Source organism: Flavobacterium piscis (genome assembly GCF_001686925.1).
Classification (GTDB): Bacteria; Bacteroidota; Bacteroidia; order Flavobacteriales; family Flavobacteriaceae; genus Flavobacterium; species Flavobacterium piscis.
Window position 1 is genome coordinate 101509 of the sequence record NZ_LVEN01000044.1, and the last position, 18889, is coordinate 120397.

An 18889-nucleotide genomic window follows, 5' to 3' on the forward strand; every position below is an offset into this window, starting at 1 on the left:
ATGATTGTCATTTTTTTTATGCCCTAATTACAAAATGTTCTTTTTCCTGCTCGTATCTAAAAAATACAAAACCCCATTGAAAAGTATCAATGGTTACGGTGACTTTTGGGTGATTTTTGATCGCTTCCCAAGCTTCTTCCATTTCTGGAGACCAGTGAATGTCATCAAAAATCCAAACAGAATCATTGGTTATAGTGGTTAATAAAAGATCGAAATAAGCTAAAGTTGCTTTTTTTGAATGATTACCGTCAAAATATATCAGGTCAAAATTTTCAGTCTCGGTTTTCAGTCTCAGCTTGATGTCTTGCAGATAATTTTCAAATTCAGTTATTACCGAATCTACATTATTGAAATTGAATTTTTGAAATTGCAATTGACATTGATTTGCTGTTTCCGGACAGCCTTCGAGTGTAATTATTTTTGCTTTTGGATTTCCTAAGGCCAAAGCAGAAGTTGCTAAACCTAATGAAGTTCCTATTTCCAAAACGTTTTTAGGCTGAAAATAATTAGTAACTCTAAAAAGTAACTCGGCACGTCTTGAAGAGATTCCTGCTGTCTTGGCTATTTTAGATATTTGTCTTCTGTTCGATTTAAAAACTTTTGATCCCGCGCCAAAATCTGTTACTTCGATAAAACTTTTATTTTTTAAAAGCGATTTTCTATAATTTTTTAGAATCGAATATTCCGGTTTTGACTTTTTATCGTAAAAACATTTCGTTAGTAAATTAAATACGAATGGCGAATGAACTCCGTGTTCGTTTTTTGAATTCCAAAGGAATTTTAAATAAGATTTTATTTGAAATAGCATAGAAATAGTTACATCTGTGTGCGAAGATAGTAAGATAATGATCAATAGTCAAAAGTGAAGAGTTTGTTGCTTTCTCTTTAAAACCTTTCCGAATTCAAAAACACTATATTTGCCAACTTTAATTTAAGCTAATAGTAATACGTTTTTTATGATGTTGAAGGAAGAAATAGAAGATACAAGTAAGATATCTTCTGAAGAAATTAATCGATGCATTGCTATTTTAGCACAATTGAATTCTAATACAGATCAGATATTTGATATTCCGAAAGAACAGCGAATTGCTTTGATCAAAGAAGCCGGAATGTTTTCGAGACCTGATAGAGATGAATTTTCCCGAAGAGTAAAAGACGGACTTCAGGCTGCCAAACGAAAAAAAGAAAAGAAAGACAAAACCGCTCGTAAAGAAACCGGAATTCGTCATGCGCGTGAAGCAAGTATTTTTGTAGCGCCGAAATTACTGGCTCTAAATGATCTTGCCCATAAAGAACAATTAGAACTCGAAACTCCAAGAAATTGCTACGTTTGTAAAACAGAATTTACTAAAATGCATCACTTCTATGATACGATGTGTACAGATTGTGGTGATTTTAATTATGCCAAACGTTTCCAGACAGCCGATGTAAAAGGGCAAGTTGCTATTATTACCGGTTCTCGTTTAAAAATTGGTTATCATATTACTTTAATGCTTTTGCGTGGAGGAGCAACTGTTATTGCTACAACCCGTTTTCCGGTCGATTCGTCTTTGCGTTTTGCGAAAGAAGAGGATTTTATGGATTGGGGACATCGCTTAAAAATTCATGGTTTAGATTTGCGACATATACCAAGTGTAGAGATTTTTTGCAATTTTATTGAACAAAAATACGAACGCCTTGATATTTTGATTAATAATGCCGCCCAAACCGTGAGACGCCCAGCTGGATTTTATTCGCATTTAATGCAAAATGAAGCATTACCAATAAATGCATTGCCTAAACAAGCGCAGGAATTATTAGGAGATCATTTGAATTGTCTGGATGAATTGAAAATGCTGACAAGTGGCGCTTCATCTAATGAAAATATGCCGGTAACCTGGCACGGACCTGAACCTGGAATTGGTTTGCGTGCTTCGGCTCAATTGTCTCAAATTCCGTATTCTTTTGATAATGCATTGGTCGCTAATGAAGTTTTTCCGGAAGGAGAACTCGATGCCGATTTACAGCAAGTCGATTTACGTAAAACCAATAGTTGGCGTTTGCGTTTAGGACAAATAGAAACTACAGAAATGATCGAAGTGCAATTGGTAAACTCCGTTGCACCTTTTGTATTATGCAACCGACTTTCGGAAGTAATGAAAAAAGATAATACAGGTAAAAAACATATTATAAATGTTTCGGCAATGGAAGGGAAGTTTCATCGCTTTTTTAAAGAAGACCGTCACCCACATACTAATATGGCAAAAGCCGCTTTGAATATGTTAACGCATACGTCATCTGGAACTTTGGCCAAATATGGTATTTTTATGAACGCTGTTGATACCGGCTGGGTAACAGATGAAGATCCTGCCGAACTGGCCAAAAAGAAACAGGAATTAGAAGATTTTCAACCGCCATTGGATATTGTTGATGGCGCTGCACGTGTTATGGATCCTTTGTTTGACGGAATCAATACCGGAAAGCATTGGTGCGGAAAGTTTCTGAAAGATTACAACCCGATTCCTTGGTAGATTTTAGTTTTCAGTCCCGGTCGCAGTTTTCAGTTTTTCTGCCTGAACCAAAAAAAACCACAACAAAATTTAATTCTGTTGTGGTTTTTTATAAAAAGCAAATAGATTATCTGTATATATTTACACCATTATTTGCTTGCCATTGCTGTTCCAAATATTCAGCATCTTCACTATTACGTGGGTGAACGCCTAGAACTACGTGGCCATTTTTAATTCCGTCTTCATAAATTTTTGCTCTGTCTTCAGGAATTCCTGATCCTACAAGAGCTCCAATTAAACCTCCTGTAATTCCTCCAGCACCAGCACCGGCTAATCCTGCAGCAAGCGGACCAGCGATGATTAGTCCTAATCCGGGAATAACAAGGCTAGTTCCTAAAGCAGCAACAACACCTACAATAGCACCAATTGTTCCTCCAATTGCAGATCCTGTTCCTGCACCTTCGGCTGCTTTTGTTCCTAATTCTGAATGATCATCTTTGTCAGAATAATGTTTTTTTCTGGTTTCGTCTGACATGATAAGGTTTATTTCGTCCTTAGTATATCCTCTTTCATTTAAATTTGTGTAAGCTCTTTCGATGCTGTCACGATCTGAAAACATTCCAGTTAATACTTCGCGTTTTGTTCCATCAGGATTATGTAAATTTTCCATTTTATGTATATTTAAATTGTGAATTCATTTTCACTTTAACAAAGCTCGTAAAATAGATTAATTTAGTATTTACACAATTTTTCATAATCATTATATAATACAATTCTTATTTTTATAAAATTGATAGCACTTTTTTGGGATTATATCATCAGTCATTATTTGGATAGAAATAAGAAAGCCACAACAAATTTAAATCTGCTGTGGCTTTATATAAGTTGTAAAGTTGTTGTTTTAGTTGTTAACTTTTATCAATTTAACATCAAAAATAAGTACTGCTCCTCCTGGAATTTTGTCCCTTCCACCATTTCCGTAAGCAAGTCTTGAAGGGACTAAAAGAATACCGCTTCCTCCAGTCTTGAAAAAAGGAATTCCTTCTGTCCAGCCTGGTATAACTTCATATAAGTTAAAAGAAACTCCGTCTGAATTACTTTGGTCAAATACAGTTCCGTTAGTAAATGCACCTCTATACGCTACAGTAACGTTTGATTTTGCAGTAGGTTGAGTTCCTGTTCCCGGAACATCGATTACATAATACAAACCAGATTCAGTTCTCTGAGCTGTTAGTTTATTTTTTGCAATATAATCAGTGATTTCTTTTTCGTTTTCAGCAGTATAATCTTTTTGTTCATCTTTTGAACAAGAAATAAAAAGCGTTAACGCTAGTAATGAAGTTAAAAGGTATTTCATAAAATGTGGATTTTTTAAGGGGGCTAATATAATAAAGTTTTCAGTCTCAGTCTCAGTTTTCAGTTTTGTTTTGAGGATATTAAATACTACATCCAAATTTATTCGGATTGTTGATCATATAAATTGATAAGTTTTCCAATCTCAATATTTTTCATGTTCAGGATGTCAAATTTTTCCTGATTGATATATTCGCATTTAAGTGAATATTCTAACCATACGTTAGTTTCTGAATTTTCGGCATCACTGTCAGTCAATTTACTTATAAAGTGATTTACATATCTTCTTTTTCGATATGCTTCTGCAATATTTGCTGAAACGCTTCTTGAAGAACGTCTTATCTGATCAGTTAATGAATATCTTTCTTCTTTTGGAAAATCTTTTGAAAGTTCAAAAATTTCCATCGCAAGTTCAAACGACTTTTTATAAGCCAACAATTCCTTAAAATCCATTTCTTTCTTTTTTACAAAAATAAAAAAAAGAAAGAAAAAGATTACTTTTAAGAAAGTTGTATTTACAATATCAAACTGAAAACTGTCACTGAGACTGAAAACTAAAAAAACTATCCCTCAATCTTAGCCGAAAGCTCGAACCAGCGTTCTTCTTTCTGATCTATTTTATTGATGATGTTTTGTAATTCGTTTGCTTTTTTCTCGATATCAGCATCTGCTACTTTTCCGTCAGAGAATAATTGTTCGATTTTAGTTTTGTCAATTTCTAAATCTTTAATTTCTCTTTCTAGTTTTTGATATTCTTTTTGCTCGTTGAAAGTCAGGTTTCCAGTTGGATTGTTTTGTTTCCAGTCTTTCTTTTCGGCTTTGTTTTCTTCTTTTTGAGCTACATCGGCACTGTCTTCGTAGGCTCTGAAATCAGAATAGTTTCCTGGGAAATTTTCAATAACACCTTGCCCTCTAAATATGAATAGATGATCGACAATTTTATCCATAAAATAACGGTCGTGAGAAACTACTAATAAGCATCCCGGATAATCTAAAAGAAAACTTTCTAAAACGTTTAGCGTAACAATATCCAAATCGTTTGTTGGCTCATCCAGAATTAAAAAGTTAGGATTCTGAATTAAAACAGTACATAAATACAAACGTTTTAATTCTCCACCACTTAATTTTTCTACAAAATCGTATTGTTTTTTGGCATCAAAAAGAAAACGCTCTAACAATTGTGAAGCCGAAATCATTCTTCCTTTTGAAAGCGGAATAAATTCTCCGTATTCTTTGATAATATCAATTACACGTTGTCCTGGTTTCGGATTGATTCCGGATTGTGTATAATAACCAATTTTGATCGTTTCGCCTTTTACAACACGACCACTATCTAGAGGAAGTGTTCCCGTAAGGAGATTTAAGAAGGTTGATTTTCCGGTTCCGTTTTTACCAATAATTCCAATACGTTCTCCACGTTGAAAATCAAAACTAAAGTTGTCCAGAATAACATGCTCCTTGAATTTTTTCGAAATTTTGTGAAGCTCGATAATCTTGCTTCCCATACGTTCCATATTAATTTCAAGTTCGACTTTGTTTTCGCGACGACGACTTTGCGCTTTTTCTTTAATTACATAAAAATCATCCTGACGCGATTTCGATTTTGTCGTTCTCGCTTTTGGCTGACGGCGCATCCATTCTAATTCTTTTGTAAATAGATTTTTTGCTTTGTCAACGCTGGCATTTTCAGAGTTAATTCTCTCTTCTTTTTTCTCTAAGTAATACGAGTAATTTCCTTTGTATTGGTATAATTTTCCGTTGTCCAATTCAATGATTTCGTTACAAACACGTTCCAGGAAGAAACGGTCGTGCGTAACCATAAACAACGTAATATTTTCTTTGGCAAAATAACTTTCAAGCCATTCGATCATTTCAAGATCAAGGTGGTTGGTAGGTTCATCCAGAATCAATAAATCAGGGCGATTGATTAGGATAATCGCCAATGAAAGACGTTTTTTTTGTCCACCCGAAAGATTTTTTACTTTCAATTTAAAATCTTCCAGTTTTAGTTTGAAAAGAATTTGTTTGTATTGCGTTTCAAAATCCCAAGCATTATGCTGGTCCATTCCGTCAAAAGCTTTTTGATAAGCTTCTTCGTCATCCGGATTTTCAAGTGCTTTTTCGTATTTTTCAATTACTTTTAAAGTCTCATTATCTGAGGCGAAAATACTTTCTTCGATAGTCAATTCTTCCTGCAAATTGTTGTTTTGCGATAAAAAAGCCATTTTAATACCTTTTCTTAAAACTACCTGACCAGTATCTGGTTCGTCTAAACCATTAATAATGCTCATAATGGTTGTTTTTCCAGAACCATTTTTGGCAATAAAAGCAATTTTTTGGTCTTTATTGATTCCAAATGAAATGTTGTCAAAAAGCGTTTTTTCGCCAAATGACTTCGATATATTTTCTACAGATAAGTAATTCACTATAAACTAGGTGTTATAAATTATAAGTTAAGAATGTTTTGCAAAACATAACTTTTTTGCAAAAGTAAACTTTTATATCGCTATTTGCGAATTATTTATGGAGATAGGAATTAAGAACAGGACTTAAATCAATGCGATGAATTTGCTGCGGAACATTAATAATAGGTTTTCGAACCAAAGATTCATTGGTTAAATAATAATGCAAGCCATCTTGAGTCGCGATTCCTTCTATCTGAAGAATGGGGAATTTTAAAGTAATCCTGCGTTTGTTCCCGGATAAAAAATCATTGTTTTTATAATCATATAAAAGATATAAAAAAGGTTTTCCAATTTTAGAATAGCCACAAAGTACAACGAGTTTTTTTGATTCTAAATAAGTTGCGCCGGTAACCAAACCTTTAGTGTCAAGCGTATGTTTTAGTTGTGCAACGTGATTGCCTGATTGGTTGGGTAAAACATATATATTGGTTTTAGAAGAGCGCCATTCTTTGGTGAACAAATAGATACTGTCTTTTGAAACGATAAAGGCTTCACAATCAAAATTGGTAGTATTTGGTTTTTTAGCAGATAAATCAGTTTGATCAGCATATCGAAAGGAAATGCTTTCAATGCTTGGATTTCCTTCTAAAAAAGATTTTTTTTCAATTTTTAAAATATTCAAATCCGTTCTGTTTCCCGAAGCGTTATTTCCGAAATCACCTATATATAAATGAGTACTGTCCTGAGAAATCTCTTCCCAATCATGGTTTACTACTTTGTCTAATACAATCTTTTTCCTGATTTTGCCCAAAGAATCTAATCCGTAGATCGTTTTGTCGTGATCGTCATTATGTGTCCATAATAAATTGTCGAAAGCAATTAATCCTGAAGTTTCCTTAAGCGAATCGCTAAGTCTTACAGAGTAGTCCGCTTTTATTTTAAAATTTTTGTACAAGCAGCTTCCATCATTTACTGTTGCGTCCGGATTATAGTTTTTAGAAAGAGGATCTGTGCAACCTCGAATTTGAGCATAACCCGATGAAAAAATCAGGAAAAAAAAGAAAATCGTTTTTATCATGGCTGCAATATTAAATTTGCATAACATAAAAGTAAAGTTTTAAAGAATAGCTTTAAAATACTGTTGAAAAATATAATTAAAATGGTATTTTGCGGTGCTGATTAATCAGATTTTTATTTAATATTTGTAAGTATAATTCCCTAGTATGAAAATTTTACAAAGATTGTCACATTACCGTTTTTCACGCTATTTTAAACTTTTGTTTGTGGCTGTGGATGTAGTGTTATTAAATATGGCCACAGTACTTTCTGCGTTGGCCAGATTTGGCAGTTTAGACAAGCTTTTATCCAAAGAAGAAAGAACAGTTGCGTTGTTGGCAATTTTAATCTGGGTAGGACTATTACTTCAAAACGATTCCAGCAGAAGTATAAGGGTCGAGCCTATAGAATCTATATTGGTCAGAACCATAAAAAAGTTAATCATTCATGCCGCTTTAATCTCAATTTTTGTTGTTTACTTAAACTATACAGATATTTCAAGATTGAGATTGTGTTATTTTTATCTGTTTTTCTTCGTATTGTTGATGGTCTGTCGATATTTATCAATGAAGCTTTTAAAATATATTCGGGCAAAAGGGTATAATTTTAAAACTTTTATTGTGGTGGGAGCCAATCCCTCAGGAGAAAAAATCCGCAAAATACTCGCCAGGGATTTAACATATGGATATCGCTTTTTAGGTTTTTTTGATGAAAAAATAGATACAGCAATTGTAAATCCCACTGCGGTTTTAGGAGGTTTTAAGGCAATTCAGGAATTCGTTATCGAAAAAAAAGTCGATGAAATGTATGTGGCTTTGCATATTGATAATATTGAAGTAATCAACGAATTAACGCGCATTTGCGAACAAAACATGGTACGGATTAAGTTTATTCCTGATTTTCAGCTGTACACAAAATCAAGCAAAGTCGAGGTTTCTTTTTATGAAAACACTCCGGTATTAATGTTCAGAACAGAACCTTTAGAATTTCCTGTAAACAGGCTCATAAAAAAAGTATTCGATATTTGTTTTGCGGCTTTTGTCATTTTATTGGTTTTTCCGTGGCTGTTTCCAATTATAATGCTGATTATTAAAATAGAATCGCCGGGACCTATCTTTTTTAAGCAAGAACGTTCAGGACGTGACAATCGGTCTTTTATGTGTTTGAAATTCAGGAGTATGTATGTTAATGGTCTGGCACATAGAAAACAGGCAGAAAAAGGAGATAGCCGTATTACTAAATTTGGTTCTTTTATTCGTAAGACAAGTATAGATGAACTGCCGCAGTTTTTTAATGTTTTATGGGGAGATATGTCTGTTGTAGGACCAAGACCGCACATGGTAAATCTGGCAAAAGAGTACAGTGATTTAATCAATAATTACCTGGTGCGACAATATGCTAAACCCGGAATTACAGGCTGGGCACAGGTGAATGGTTTTCGCGGCGAGACAAAAATATTAAGCGATATGGAAAGCAGAGTCGAATATGATATTTGGTACATCGAAAATTGGAGCTTATTACTCGATATAAAAATTATCATCAAAACAATCATCAATATATTCAAAGGCGAAGAGAACGCCTATTAATTAAAGTTTAAAAAACTGATTGTTATCGATCACTTCTTTTAGATTCGAAATACTGTCAATTTTTATTTTTTGCCCCAATGAAGCAACATGTTTCATATGATGCACATCAGTTCCTGCAAAGTCGTACATTCCTTTTTTAAGGAGCTCTTCTGCGATTTTGGTTATTCTTTCTCCATAATAACCTACTGTAGACAGCAAATTGAGCTGAAATAAACATCCCGCTTTTTTTAGTTTTTCATATTCACCAAAGTCTTTTCGATAGTATAAATAACGCTCCGGATGGGCCAGAACCGGAATATATCCTGCAACCTGCAATTCAAAAATTGTCTTGTATAATCGTACTGGAGCTCTTTGGTACGATATTTCAACCAATACATAGTTGTCTTTTAAGGTGAGCAATTTTTCGGTTTTAAAATGACTTTCAAACCAATCATCCATAAAATATTCGGCAGCAGCCTGAAAAGGAATTTTGATATTATTTTCTTTTAAAAACAATGCTGTTTCCTTATGTTTTACAGTAATAGTTTCCGAAGAATTAGTATAAATATAATGACTTATATGAGGGGTAGTAATAATGTGGGATATTCCAATTTCCTGAAATGCAGTGATAAGTTTTGTTGTGTCAGTTATGTTTTTTGCACCATCATCAATTCCCGGTATTAAATGAGAATGAATATCAACGTAATTATTCGAAAGAAGATCTTTAAGAAACGGTTTTGATTTTAAAAAGGATAGCATATTGCAAAAGTATGTAAATGAGAATAATTTGTGAGGGTTAAATTTTTAATGTAACAAATGTAACCGAACATTTTAGAATTATATTATATTTGAGATTGCTATAAACCTACTTTTTTATGAAAATTAAAGAAAATCTATACAATCAAAGGATTGTTTCTATTGATGCTTTACGTGGAATTACAATATTTGTTATGATTTTCGTAAATGAGCTGGCCAGTATTTCAAATGTTCCGCAATGGATGAAACACATGCCGGCTGATGCTGATGCCATGACTTTTGTAGATGTTGTTTTTCCTGCTTTTTTATTTATTGTAGGAATGTCTGTTCCGTTTGCTTTTAACGCCCGATTACTCAAAAGAGATAGTGCCAAAACAATCTGGACGCATACTTTAAAAAGGGCTTTAGCTTTAATTATCATTGGTGTTTTTATGGTGAATGCAGAGTATGGTTATGATGCTTCAAAAATGATTATCGCGCCAGTTTTCTGGGGACTTTTAGCTTATGCAATGCCAATCCCGATCTGGAATAAATATGGTAAAGATTTTCCGGTTTGGTTAAAAAACACATTGCAATATGGCGGAATGTTAGTTTTGGTTGCGTTGTATTTTTTATATGTTCGGGATACGGGCGAAATAGGAATGACGCCAAAATGGTGGGGTATTTTGGGCTTAATAGGTTGGGCGTATTTGTTTACAGTAATTTATTATTGGCTGGTTTCAGGAAAATTATGGGCAATGATTGCCTTCTTAATTGTTTGTGTAGCAGCAAATACAATCAATTTAACCGAAGGATCTTTTATACAGCAAACGTCCTGGTTGAGTTTTATTGCCGGACATTTAACCCACGCCGCATTAGTTGCTGCAGGAGTAATAATTTCGTTATTGTTTTTTGACCGAAAAGTAGCTGCCAAAATCAACTGGGCAGTAATAGGTTTTGCCGTTTTATTTTTTGTAACAGGATATTTGTTAAGACCTTATTTTGGAATTTCAAAAATAAAAGGAACGCCATCCTGGACGATGTTTTCTGCGGCAATCTGTACCGTATTATTCTATTTTCTGTACTGGTTAATGGAGATTAAAAAGATCACCAAATGGAGTAATTTCTTTATGCCTGCAGCAGCAAATCCTTTACTGATTTATATTTTACCCGGCGTAATTTATTATTTCTGCAAAGCTTTTAATATTCATATTATTCCGGGATACTTTCGCGAAGGAGTTCCGGGAATTCTCTGGGCGTTGGTATTTTCGACTATTATGCTGTTTGTGATGAAATTATGTAATAAGTATAAAATTCAATTGCATTTATAGAGATGGCTTAACCGCAAAGTTTTATGGGTTTATTTGTAATGAGAATTTAACCGCAAAGGGCGCTAAGATTTACGCAAAGTTCGTAAAGTTTTTTTAAAGCTGGATTTTAATATGTTCGCAAAGTCGCGAAGACGCAAATTTTGTTTTTTTAGAATTGCAATTTGAGAAATCCTCTTAATCTTGATAATCAGTGGCAAAATATAACCGCTAAGTTCGCAGAGCTATAAACACAAAGCTTTGCGAACTTAGTGTCTGTTAGGATTTTCTTTTTATTATTATTTCTAAAACAGCTGCATTTTTAAAATTAATTTTAAATTTGTAAGAACTTGTTTCTTAAAGTTTTATGAAATGAAAAATCTAAAATCTCTTACAGTTTTATTTTTCTTTTTCCTGATGCCTTTTTGTTATTCGCAAAATGATTCTATCGCGAAAAGCAAAAAAGATATTTTAGATGTTTTGTATCAGCTCTTTCATAAAAATGATTCGCTTCGAATAAATTCTGATAAAAAAGTAGCCTTTTCTCTGCTTCCTGTTCCTATAGATGCAAATAAAAATGCTGGATTAGTAGTTTCATTTTTAACGACTTTTTATCTTGGAGACAGTAATACAACGAGAATGTCTCAGGTTACTTTTTCGCCTTATTTTAGTTTTACCAAACAATATGTTTTTCCTGTTCAATCCTATATTTATACCAAAAACAACAACTGGAATTTTATTGGAGATTATCGTTTTATGATTTATCCGCAGGATACTTACGGATTGGGCGGCCATAATACAGACAAAGAAATGTCGACTCTTGATTATCAGCAATGGCGTTTTTATCAATTTGCAACCCGAAAAATTATTGGAGATTTTCGGCTGGGTTTAGGATTGTTGTATGATAATTATCAAAATATTTCTGAAGATTCTTATATTGATGATCAAACCGATTATGTGAAATATATGAACGGCGATTTCTCTGACGAAACTTCTTTTGGTGTTGCCATTCAGGGATTGTACGATTCGAGAAAAAACAACGTAAATCCGGAACAGGGTTTGTATGTCGAAGCAGATTATAGAATGAATACCAGTGGAGTAGATGGACAAAAATGGAAATCAATCTATTTTGATGCCCGAAAATACCACTCTTTTAGTAAATACAAACACAGAGTTCTTGCTTACAGAGCTTTTTATTGGTCGACTTTTGGCGGAAAACCACATTATCTCGACTTGCCAAGTATTGGCTGGGACCGCGACGGGAAAACAGGCCGAGGTTTTACCAGAAACAGATTCCGCAGTAATGCATTGCTTTATTTTGAAAGCGAATATCGAACCGATATTTCTAAAAACGGATTTTGGGGCGCTGTATTTTTCGCCAATCTTTCTTCGGTTTCAAAATTGGATACTTATGATTTTAAGAAATGGAATCCCGCTATTGGTACAGGTTTGCGCATTAAATGGAACAAAAAAAATAATAGTAATCTGGTGCTTGATTTTGGTGTTAGTAAAAACGATTGGTCATTGCGATTGGGTTTGGCCGAAAATTTCTAACTTTCCCAAAAATCAATTCCTTCGTTTTTCATGCAATTATCGGTAATTATTCTTAATTATAATGTTCGTTACTTTCTGGAACAATGTGTTTTAAGTGTTCAGGAAGCACTTTCTAAACTTGATGCCGAAATTATTGTAGTAGATAATAATTCGTCTGATGAGAGTTGTTTGATGATGAAAAGTAAATTTCCTGATGTAAAATTAATTGAGAATGATGCGAATTTTGGTTTTCCAAAAGGAAATAATATCGGGGTTGAGCAAGCTTCTGGAAAATACATTTGCATTTTAAATCCGGATACCGTTGTTGCAGGGGATACCTTTATAAAGATTTTGGCTTTCGCCGAAAGGCAAATCAATCTTGGAATCGTAGGTTGTAAATTAATTGACGGAACAGGAAATTTTCTACCGGAAAGCAAACGCGGCATTCCAACGCCCTGGGTGGCGTTTACAAAAGTTTTTGGCTTATATAAAGTTTTTCCAAAATGGAAACTCTTTAATCAATATTATGCCCAGCATTTACGAAAAAACGAAACTGGAAAAGTAGATATCCTTGTTGGGGCTTTTATGTTTATGCAACGAGATTTATACAGAGAACTTGGCGGTTTTGATGAAAAATGTTTTATGTATGCTGATGATATCGATTTGTCGTATAGGGTGTTACAGCAACAAAAAACGAATTTCTACTTTCATGAAACAACTGTTTTGCACTATAAAGGCGAAAGTACGGTAAAAGACGAAAAATACATGCAACGGTTTCAGGAAGCGATGAATTTCTTTTATCAAAAACATTTTAAGAAATCCTGGTTTTTTGAATTTTTTATCCAAATTGGTATTTGGTTTTTCTCTTTTATAAAAATGTTTCAGGGAAAAACCAAGGCAAAACCATTGCCTGAAAGTATCATTTTTTACTCTTCAAATAAATATTTGTCTGAAAAATTACCTTCTATTTTAAAAAATAAAGTACGGTTTTTAGATTTAAAAAAAGAAAAAATGGTAAATTCGTCCCTGATTTTTAAGGGTAAAAAGGTGGAGATTATTTTGGATAATCAGTATGTTTCATTCAAAAAATGTATCAAAATCATAAAAACTCTTAAGGATAAGAACGTTACTTTTAAGATTTTCCCCAAAAACACAAATTTTATTATTGGGAGTAATTCCCGAAATGACAGAGGGCAAATTATAAAAATTGAGTAAAAAATTAAATTAAGTGTAATTTATATTTAAAATATTCAGTAATTTCGCAATCAGAAAATCAAAATCATCCTTTAGATTAACAATATGGCAAGATTTGAATTAAAACTTCCTAAAATGGGAGAGAGTGTCGCTGAAGCAACTATTACCAACTGGTTGAAAGAAGTGGGAGACAAAATTGAAGCTGACGAAGCAGTACTGGAAATTGCAACTGATAAAGTTGACAGTGAAGTGCCAAGTGAAGTTTCAGGAATTTTGGTTGAACAATTGTTTGGCAAAGATGATTTGGTTCAGGTAGGACAAACCATTGCGATTATTGAAACTGAAGGTGATGCTCCGGCTGTAAAAGCAGTTGAAGAGCAAGCCTTTGCTGCCGAAGTTGCAGAAATTGAAAACACGATCGAAACAGTTAAAGATACCTTCACTACTCCTAAGGATTTTACAGCGTCAGATAAATTCTTTTCTCCATTAGTAAAAAATATTGCAAAAGAAGAAGGGATTTCTATTGCTGAATTGGAAAGTATTGCAGGTTCAGGAAAAGATGGCCGAGTAACAAAAGAAGATATTTTAAAATATATTGAAAACCGCAAATCAGGTGTTGAAACACCAAAAGCAGTTGTAGAAGCTCCAAAAGCAACACAGCCAGTATCGGCTCCGGTTCAAAAAAGTCAACAAGCGGTTCCGGTTTCTGTAAATGGAGGTGACGAAATCATCGAAATGGACAGAATGCGTAAACTGATTTCAGGATACATGACGGCTTCGGTGCAAACTTCAGCTCACGTACAATCTTTTATTGAAGTTGATGTAACGAATATTGTAAAATGGAGAGAAAAAGTAAAAACGGCTTTCGAAAAGAGAGAAGGCGAGAAGCTGACTTTTACCCCAATTATGATGGAAGCGGTTGCAAAAGCATTAAAAGATTTCCCGGGAATGAATATTTCTGTAGATGGTGATTATATCATCAAAAAGAAAAATATAAACTTAGGAATGGCTGCGGCTTTACCAAACGGAAACTTAATTGTTCCGGTAATTAAAAATGCAGATCAGTTGAATCTGGTTGGAATGGCAAAAGCGGTTAATGATTTAGGAAACCGTGCAAAAGCAGGAAAACTAAAACCAGACGATACACAAGGCGGAACTTACACTGTAACGAATGTGGGAACTTTTGGTAGTGTTTTTGGTACGCCAATTATCAATCAGCCACAAGTTGGAATTCTTGCCCTTGGTGCAATTCGTAAAGTGCCTGCGGTTATCGAAACTCCTGAAGGTGATTTTATCGGAATTCGTCAAAAAATGTTCTTATCACACTCTTACGATCACAGAGTTGTAGATGGAGCTTTGGGTGGAAGTTTTGTAAAAAGAGTAGCTGAATATTTAGAAGCTTTTGATGTAGACAGAGATTATTAAAATCATATAAAAGTAAATTCAAGCCCGGAAAATTTTAATGATTTTCCGGGTTTTTTGTTTTGTAAGAAAAGGTTAAGAAATGAAGAAAGCTATTCTCTAAGAATGAATTTAAAAGTTAAAATCATAAAATTGAGTTGATTTTTGTTTAAAAAAATCAAGAATAAAAGAGGAAATTCGGCTTTAAAAATTACATTTGTAATCTTATAAAATTAAAAAATGGAACTGAAACTCAACAAACCAATTTGCTTTTTTGATCTTGAAACAACCGGAATTGATATTGGTAAAGATCGAATCGTAGAAATTTCGATATTCAAAGTTTTTCCAAACGGAAATAAAGAAAGTAAAACCTGGTTGGTGAATCCAACAATTCCAATTCCGCCGCAAACAACCGCCGTTCACGGTATCACCGATGAAAAAGTTGCCAACGAACCTACTTTTAATGAATTGGCAGCGCAAATTCATAATATGATTAAGGATAGTGATTTGGGAGGTTTTAATTCAGATCGTTTTGATATTCCGCTTTTGGCTGAAGAATTACTTCGTGCCGGAGTAGATTTTGATATGAAAAATAAAGTGTCGGTAGATGTGCAGACTATTTTTCATAAAATGGAAGAACGTACACTAAGTGCTGCACTAAAATTTTACTGCGGAAAAAGTTTAGAAAACGCGCATTCTGCAGAAGCAGATACAATGGCAACCTATGAAATTTTAAAAGCACAACTAGATCGTTACCCTGATTTAGAGAATGACATGAAATCATTGTCTGAATTTACAACCCGTAAAAAAATCGCCGATTTTGCAGGAATGATTGCTTTTGATAAAGACAACGAAGAAATCTTTACCTTCGGAAAACACAAAGGAGCCAAGGTTGATAAAATTCTTGAAACAGAACCAGGATATTTTAGCTGGATTCAAAATGCTGATTTTCCATTGTATACTAAAAAGGTTTTAACAGCAATTAAATTAAGAAAGTTAAATACTAAATAAGGTACTAAGTCACTAAGGTTCTGAGATGCTAAGTTTTTTTGCATTTTTCTTAGATCCTTATCGACTTAGCATCTTAGCAACTCATAAAAGAAATGAAGATTATTTGTATCGGTAGAAATTATACCAATCATATTGAGGAATTAAAAAACGAGCGGCCAGCAGAGCCGGTGGTTTTTATGAAACCGGATTCGGCAGTTTTGTTAAAGCAGCATCCATTTGTAATTCCTGAATTTTCTGAAGAAATTCATCACGAAATAGAGATAATTGTTAAAATTAACAAAGTAGGAAAGTACATTGAGCCTAAGTTTGCGCACAAATACTATGACGAGATAAGTGTAGGTATTGATTTTACTGCCAGGGATTTACAGGATAAATTGAAAGCAAAAGGGTTACCTTGGGAAAAAGCAAAAGCCTTTGATGGATCTGCGGTAATTGGAGATTTTTTACCTAAAACAGATTTTATTTCGATGGAAAATCTTACATTTGAGTTAACAAACAATTCTGAAACAGTTCAAAAAGGGAATACAAGTTTCATGCTCTGGAAAATTGATGAGCTTGTATCTTATGTATCGCAATTTTTTACTTTAAAAATAGGCGATATTATTTTTACAGGAACTCCTGAGGGTGTAGCTTCGGTTAAACCAAATGATGTTTTAGAAGGCTTTTTAGAAGATAAAAAATTATTTAGAATACAAGTAAAATAATGGCTTTAAAATACAACCTTTCGAAAGTGTATGCGCTTTCAGACAATGATCCTGAATTTGTAAACGAAATTCTAAAATTATTTGTTACCGAAGTTCCGGAGGATTTAAAACAAATCAAAGAAGGAATCAAGAAAAAAGATCATAAATATGCATATTCTTATGCACACAAAATAAAACCAACATTAGATTTGATGGGTTTAAATGTTGCTTTTGAAGAAATTCTGCAAGTCGAAGCCTGGACAAAGGCAGAAGGCAAGAAAAAAGAAATTATCGAAACTTTTAAAAGTATAAGAGTGCAGGTAAAAGATGCTATCAAGGAAATTAAAAAAGATTTCGATTTGTAAAATTTGGGCGTGCCCCTGTTTTTGCTCTTTTTTAATTTAATACAAAAACAGGGTCGATCCCAACGTTTCGGGACGTTATATCTTTTGTTTCGGAAATTTTTTATTTAAAAAAGGCGTTTCTTTTCGTAACAAAAGAATGCCGCTACTACCCCTCACGCATAATCATTGCGGCAAAAAACCTACTTTATAATAATGACTTACAATAAGTAAGTAAAAATATTCCACAGCTATGAAAGCAACTATCATTACTATTGGAGACGAAATTTTAATAGGTCAGATTGTAGATACAAATTCAGGTTTTATCGCTAAATCACTCGATCGAATCGGTGTCGAAGTTCATGAAATGATCTCGATAAGCGATGATAAAAAACACATTTTAGACACTTTTGCACAATTGCAAAACAAAGTTGATGTTGTGATTGTAACAGGAGGTTTAGGGCCAACAAAGGACGATGTTACCAAAAAAACATTCTGCGATTATTTTGATGATGAATTAGTCGTAAATCCCGAAGTTTTGGCTCACGTGACCGAATTGATCGAAGGTTTTTATAAGAGACCTATTTCACAATTAAATAAAGATCAGGCACTGGTTCCGTCAAAATGTACCGTTTTGCACAACAAAATGGGAACTGCGCCGGGAATGTGGATGAAGAAAGAAGATACGGTATTTATATCGCTTCCGGGAGTTCCGTACGAAATGAAATATTTGGTAGAGGAAGAAATAATTCCTAAAATTGTTCGTGAATACAAGCGCCCGTATATTATTCATAAAACTATTTTAACCTATGGTCAGGGCGAGAGTCTAGTGGCAGAGCGTATCGAACATTGGGAGAATAATTTGCCTGAATTCATTAAGTTGGCTTATTTGCCAAATCCGGGCCGGGTGCGGCTGCGTTTGTCTGCCAGAGGAACGAATAAAGAACTTTTAGAAGCAGCGATAGAAGAAAATGTAAAATCATTAGATGCTATCATTCATGATATTATAGTGGGATACGAAGAAAATGAAACGATCGAATCTGTAGTGGGTAAAATATTGACAAAACAAAATAAAACCATTGCAACCGCGGAAAGTTTTACAGGCGGAAAAATAGCTGCTGTTCTGTCTGCTGTTCCCGGAGCTTCTAACTACTTTAAGGGCAGTGTAGTTTCGTATGCAACAGAGGCGAAGGTTAGTGTTCTCGGTATCTCGCAGGATTTAGTCGACCAATTTTCGGTAGTTAGCGCGGAGGTTGCATCGGCTATGGCTTTGAATGTGAAAGAGATACTCAAAACAGACTATGCAATTGCCACAACCGGGAACGCCGGACCGACAAAAGGTGACTCTGATGCTGAAATTGGAGCTGTTTTTATCGCTTTGGCTACTCCAAACGGTATAATTGTTGAAGAATTTAATTTTGGCCAACCACGTGAAAAAGTGATAGATAGAGCCGTGATTAAGAGTTTAGAAATATTACAGAAAGAAATTTTAAAAAATGTGCTATAATTTTTTGTTTCAATCGTTTATTTTTCTTTTCTTTGCACCCTGATTTTGAATAACGATAAAAGATAAGTATAATGTCAAGAGTTTGTGACCTTACAGGTAAAAGAGCGATGGTAGGAAATAACGTTTCTCACGCTATGAACAAAACTAAGAGAAAATTTTCTGTAAACTTAGTTAAAAAGCGTTTTTATCTTCCAGAAGAAGATAGATGGATTACTCTTAGAGTAGCAGCATCTACGATAAAAACAATTAATAAAAATGGAATTTCTGCTGTTTTGAAAAAAGCGCAGTCAGAAGGATTTATCAAATAAT

General features: G+C 33.9%; 17 protein-coding genes and 1 pseudogene. 11 read left to right on the forward strand and 7 right to left on the reverse strand.

The features are described from left to right. Positions 1-16: 16 nt before the first annotated feature. Positions 17-808, reverse strand: a complete 792-nt coding sequence (locus tag FLP_RS20145; protein ID WP_065451294.1) for an O-methyltransferase — start codon at positions 806-808, stop codon at positions 17-19. Positions 809-959: 151 nt separating this feature from the next. Here FLP_RS20145 and FLP_RS20150 point away from each other — a divergent pair, with 151 nt between their 5' ends. Further along, complete coding sequence (locus FLP_RS20150; RefSeq protein ID WP_065451489.1) at positions 960-2510, forward strand: SDR family oxidoreductase; 1551 nt, start codon at positions 960-962, stop codon at positions 2508-2510. 106 nt (positions 2511-2616) lie between these two features. Here FLP_RS20150 and FLP_RS20155 read toward each other — a convergent pair whose 3' ends face one another. The 5 genes and pseudogenes from FLP_RS20155 to FLP_RS20175 form a co-directional block, all read right to left on the reverse strand. After that, a complete protein-coding gene (locus FLP_RS20155) occupies positions 2617-3159 on the reverse strand; it encodes a DUF4564 domain-containing protein (RefSeq protein WP_065451295.1) in 543 nt (180 codons plus the stop codon). A 231-nt stretch (positions 3160-3390) separates the two neighbouring features. Beyond that, the gene (locus FLP_RS20160) at positions 3391-3846 is read right to left on the reverse strand and encodes an FKBP-type peptidyl-prolyl cis-trans isomerase (protein ID WP_065451490.1); all 456 of its coding nucleotides are present in this window, start codon (positions 3844-3846) and stop codon (positions 3391-3393) included. Positions 3847-3925: 79 nt separating this feature from the next. Beyond that, a pseudogene (locus FLP_RS20165) lies at positions 3926-4295 on the reverse strand (four helix bundle protein). 110 nt (positions 4296-4405) lie between these two features. Next, complete coding sequence (locus tag FLP_RS20170; RefSeq protein ID WP_065451296.1) at positions 4406-6268, reverse strand: ABC-F family ATP-binding cassette domain-containing protein; 1863 nt, start codon at positions 6266-6268, stop codon at positions 4406-4408. Between the two features lie 91 nt (positions 6269-6359). After that, positions 6360-7352, reverse strand: a complete 993-nt coding sequence (locus FLP_RS20175; protein ID WP_317044555.1) for a T9SS C-terminal target domain-containing protein — start codon at positions 7350-7352, stop codon at positions 6360-6362. Positions 7353-7470: 118 nt separating this feature from the next. Here FLP_RS20175 and FLP_RS20180 point away from each other — a divergent pair, with 118 nt between their 5' ends. Beyond that, positions 7471-8889, forward strand: coding sequence for an undecaprenyl-phosphate glucose phosphotransferase (locus FLP_RS20180; protein ID WP_065451297.1), 1419 nt, complete (start codon positions 7471-7473; stop codon positions 8887-8889). Here the strand turns inward: FLP_RS20180 and FLP_RS20185 are convergent, their stop codons facing one another. Continuing rightward, on the reverse strand, positions 8890-9627 hold the full coding sequence (locus tag FLP_RS20185; protein ID WP_065451298.1) for a tyrosine-protein phosphatase: 738 nt from the start codon (positions 9625-9627) through the stop codon (positions 8890-8892). It lies immediately after the preceding gene. A 116-nt stretch (positions 9628-9743) separates the two neighbouring features. On the opposite strand from FLP_RS20185, the gene FLP_RS20190 reads away from it, so the two are divergent. From FLP_RS20190 to rpmB, 9 genes are all read left to right on the forward strand, one after another. Continuing rightward, positions 9744-10934: a DUF5009 domain-containing protein gene (locus FLP_RS20190; protein ID WP_065451299.1), complete on the forward strand. Its 1191-nt coding sequence runs from the start codon at positions 9744-9746 to the stop codon at positions 10932-10934. Between the two features lie 348 nt (positions 10935-11282). After that, positions 11283-12464: a BamA/TamA family outer membrane protein gene (locus FLP_RS20195; RefSeq protein WP_243397539.1), complete on the forward strand. Its 1182-nt coding sequence runs from the start codon at positions 11283-11285 to the stop codon at positions 12462-12464. 30 nt (positions 12465-12494) lie between these two features. Further along, on the forward strand, positions 12495-13658 hold the full coding sequence (locus FLP_RS20200; protein WP_065451300.1) for a glycosyltransferase family 2 protein: 1164 nt from the start codon (positions 12495-12497) through the stop codon (positions 13656-13658). Between the two features lie 84 nt (positions 13659-13742). After that, positions 13743-15062, forward strand: a complete 1320-nt coding sequence (locus FLP_RS20205) for a dihydrolipoamide acetyltransferase family protein (RefSeq protein ID WP_065451301.1) — start codon at positions 13743-13745, stop codon at positions 15060-15062. A 216-nt stretch (positions 15063-15278) separates the two neighbouring features. After that, positions 15279-16049: a 3'-5' exonuclease gene (locus tag FLP_RS20210; protein ID WP_065451302.1), complete on the forward strand. Its 771-nt coding sequence runs from the start codon at positions 15279-15281 to the stop codon at positions 16047-16049. A gap of 92 nt (positions 16050-16141) precedes the next feature. Next, positions 16142-16753, forward strand: a complete 612-nt coding sequence (locus tag FLP_RS20215) for a fumarylacetoacetate hydrolase family protein (RefSeq protein WP_065451303.1) — start codon at positions 16142-16144, stop codon at positions 16751-16753. Beyond that, positions 16753-17097 (forward strand): Hpt domain-containing protein, encoded by a 345-nt coding sequence (locus FLP_RS20220; protein ID WP_065451304.1) that lies wholly within the window; start codon positions 16753-16755, stop codon positions 17095-17097. Before FLP_RS20215 ends, FLP_RS20220 begins: the two co-directional genes overlap by 1 nt. Positions 17098-17326: 229 nt before the next feature. After that, a complete protein-coding gene (locus FLP_RS20225) occupies positions 17327-18580 on the forward strand; it encodes a CinA family nicotinamide mononucleotide deamidase-related protein (RefSeq protein WP_065451305.1) in 1254 nt (417 codons plus the stop codon). Between the two features lie 71 nt (positions 18581-18651). Beyond that, the gene (gene rpmB, locus FLP_RS20230; protein ID WP_007805815.1) at positions 18652-18888 is read left to right on the forward strand and encodes a 50S ribosomal protein L28; all 237 of its coding nucleotides are present in this window, start codon (positions 18652-18654) and stop codon (positions 18886-18888) included. The last annotated feature ends 1 nt before the right edge of the window (position 18889 follow it).

Excerpts from the sequence above, each read along its gene's own strand:
- FLP_RS20175 (WP_317044555.1), bottom strand. The coding sequence starts at position 7,352 with ATGTTATGCAAATTTAATATTGCAGCCATGATAAAAACGATTTTCTTT.
- FLP_RS20150 (WP_065451489.1), top strand. The coding sequence starts at position 960 with ATGTTGAAGGAAGAAATAGAAGATACAAGTAAGATATCTTCTGAAGAA.
- FLP_RS20160 (WP_065451490.1), bottom strand. The coding sequence starts at position 3,846 with ATGAAATACCTTTTAACTTCATTACTAGCGTTAACGCTTTTTATTTCT.
- FLP_RS20225 (WP_065451305.1), top strand. The coding sequence starts at position 17,327 with ATGAAAGCAACTATCATTACTATTGGAGACGAAATTTTAATAGGTCAG.
- FLP_RS20190 (WP_065451299.1), top strand. The coding sequence starts at position 9,744 with ATGAAAATTAAAGAAAATCTATACAATCAAAGGATTGTTTCTATTGAT.
- FLP_RS20195 (WP_243397539.1), top strand. The coding sequence starts at position 11,283 with ATGAAAAATCTAAAATCTCTTACAGTTTTATTTTTCTTTTTCCTGATG.
- FLP_RS20200 (WP_065451300.1), top strand. The coding sequence starts at position 12,495 with ATGCAATTATCGGTAATTATTCTTAATTATAATGTTCGTTACTTTCTG.
- FLP_RS20155 (WP_065451295.1), bottom strand. The coding sequence starts at position 3,159 with ATGGAAAATTTACATAATCCTGATGGAACAAAACGCGAAGTATTAACT.
- rpmB (WP_007805815.1), top strand. The coding sequence starts at position 18,652 with ATGTCAAGAGTTTGTGACCTTACAGGTAAAAGAGCGATGGTAGGAAAT.
- FLP_RS20215 (WP_065451303.1), top strand. The coding sequence starts at position 16,142 with ATGAAGATTATTTGTATCGGTAGAAATTATACCAATCATATTGAGGAA.
- FLP_RS20205 (WP_065451301.1), top strand. The coding sequence starts at position 13,743 with ATGGCAAGATTTGAATTAAAACTTCCTAAAATGGGAGAGAGTGTCGCT.
- FLP_RS20145 (WP_065451294.1), bottom strand. The coding sequence starts at position 808 with ATGCTATTTCAAATAAAATCTTATTTAAAATTCCTTTGGAATTCAAAA.
- FLP_RS20220 (WP_065451304.1), top strand. The coding sequence starts at position 16,753 with ATGGCTTTAAAATACAACCTTTCGAAAGTGTATGCGCTTTCAGACAAT.
- FLP_RS20185 (WP_065451298.1), bottom strand. The coding sequence starts at position 9,627 with ATGCTATCCTTTTTAAAATCAAAACCGTTTCTTAAAGATCTTCTTTCG.
- FLP_RS20180 (WP_065451297.1), top strand. The coding sequence starts at position 7,471 with ATGAAAATTTTACAAAGATTGTCACATTACCGTTTTTCACGCTATTTT.
- FLP_RS20210 (WP_065451302.1), top strand. The coding sequence starts at position 15,279 with ATGGAACTGAAACTCAACAAACCAATTTGCTTTTTTGATCTTGAAACA.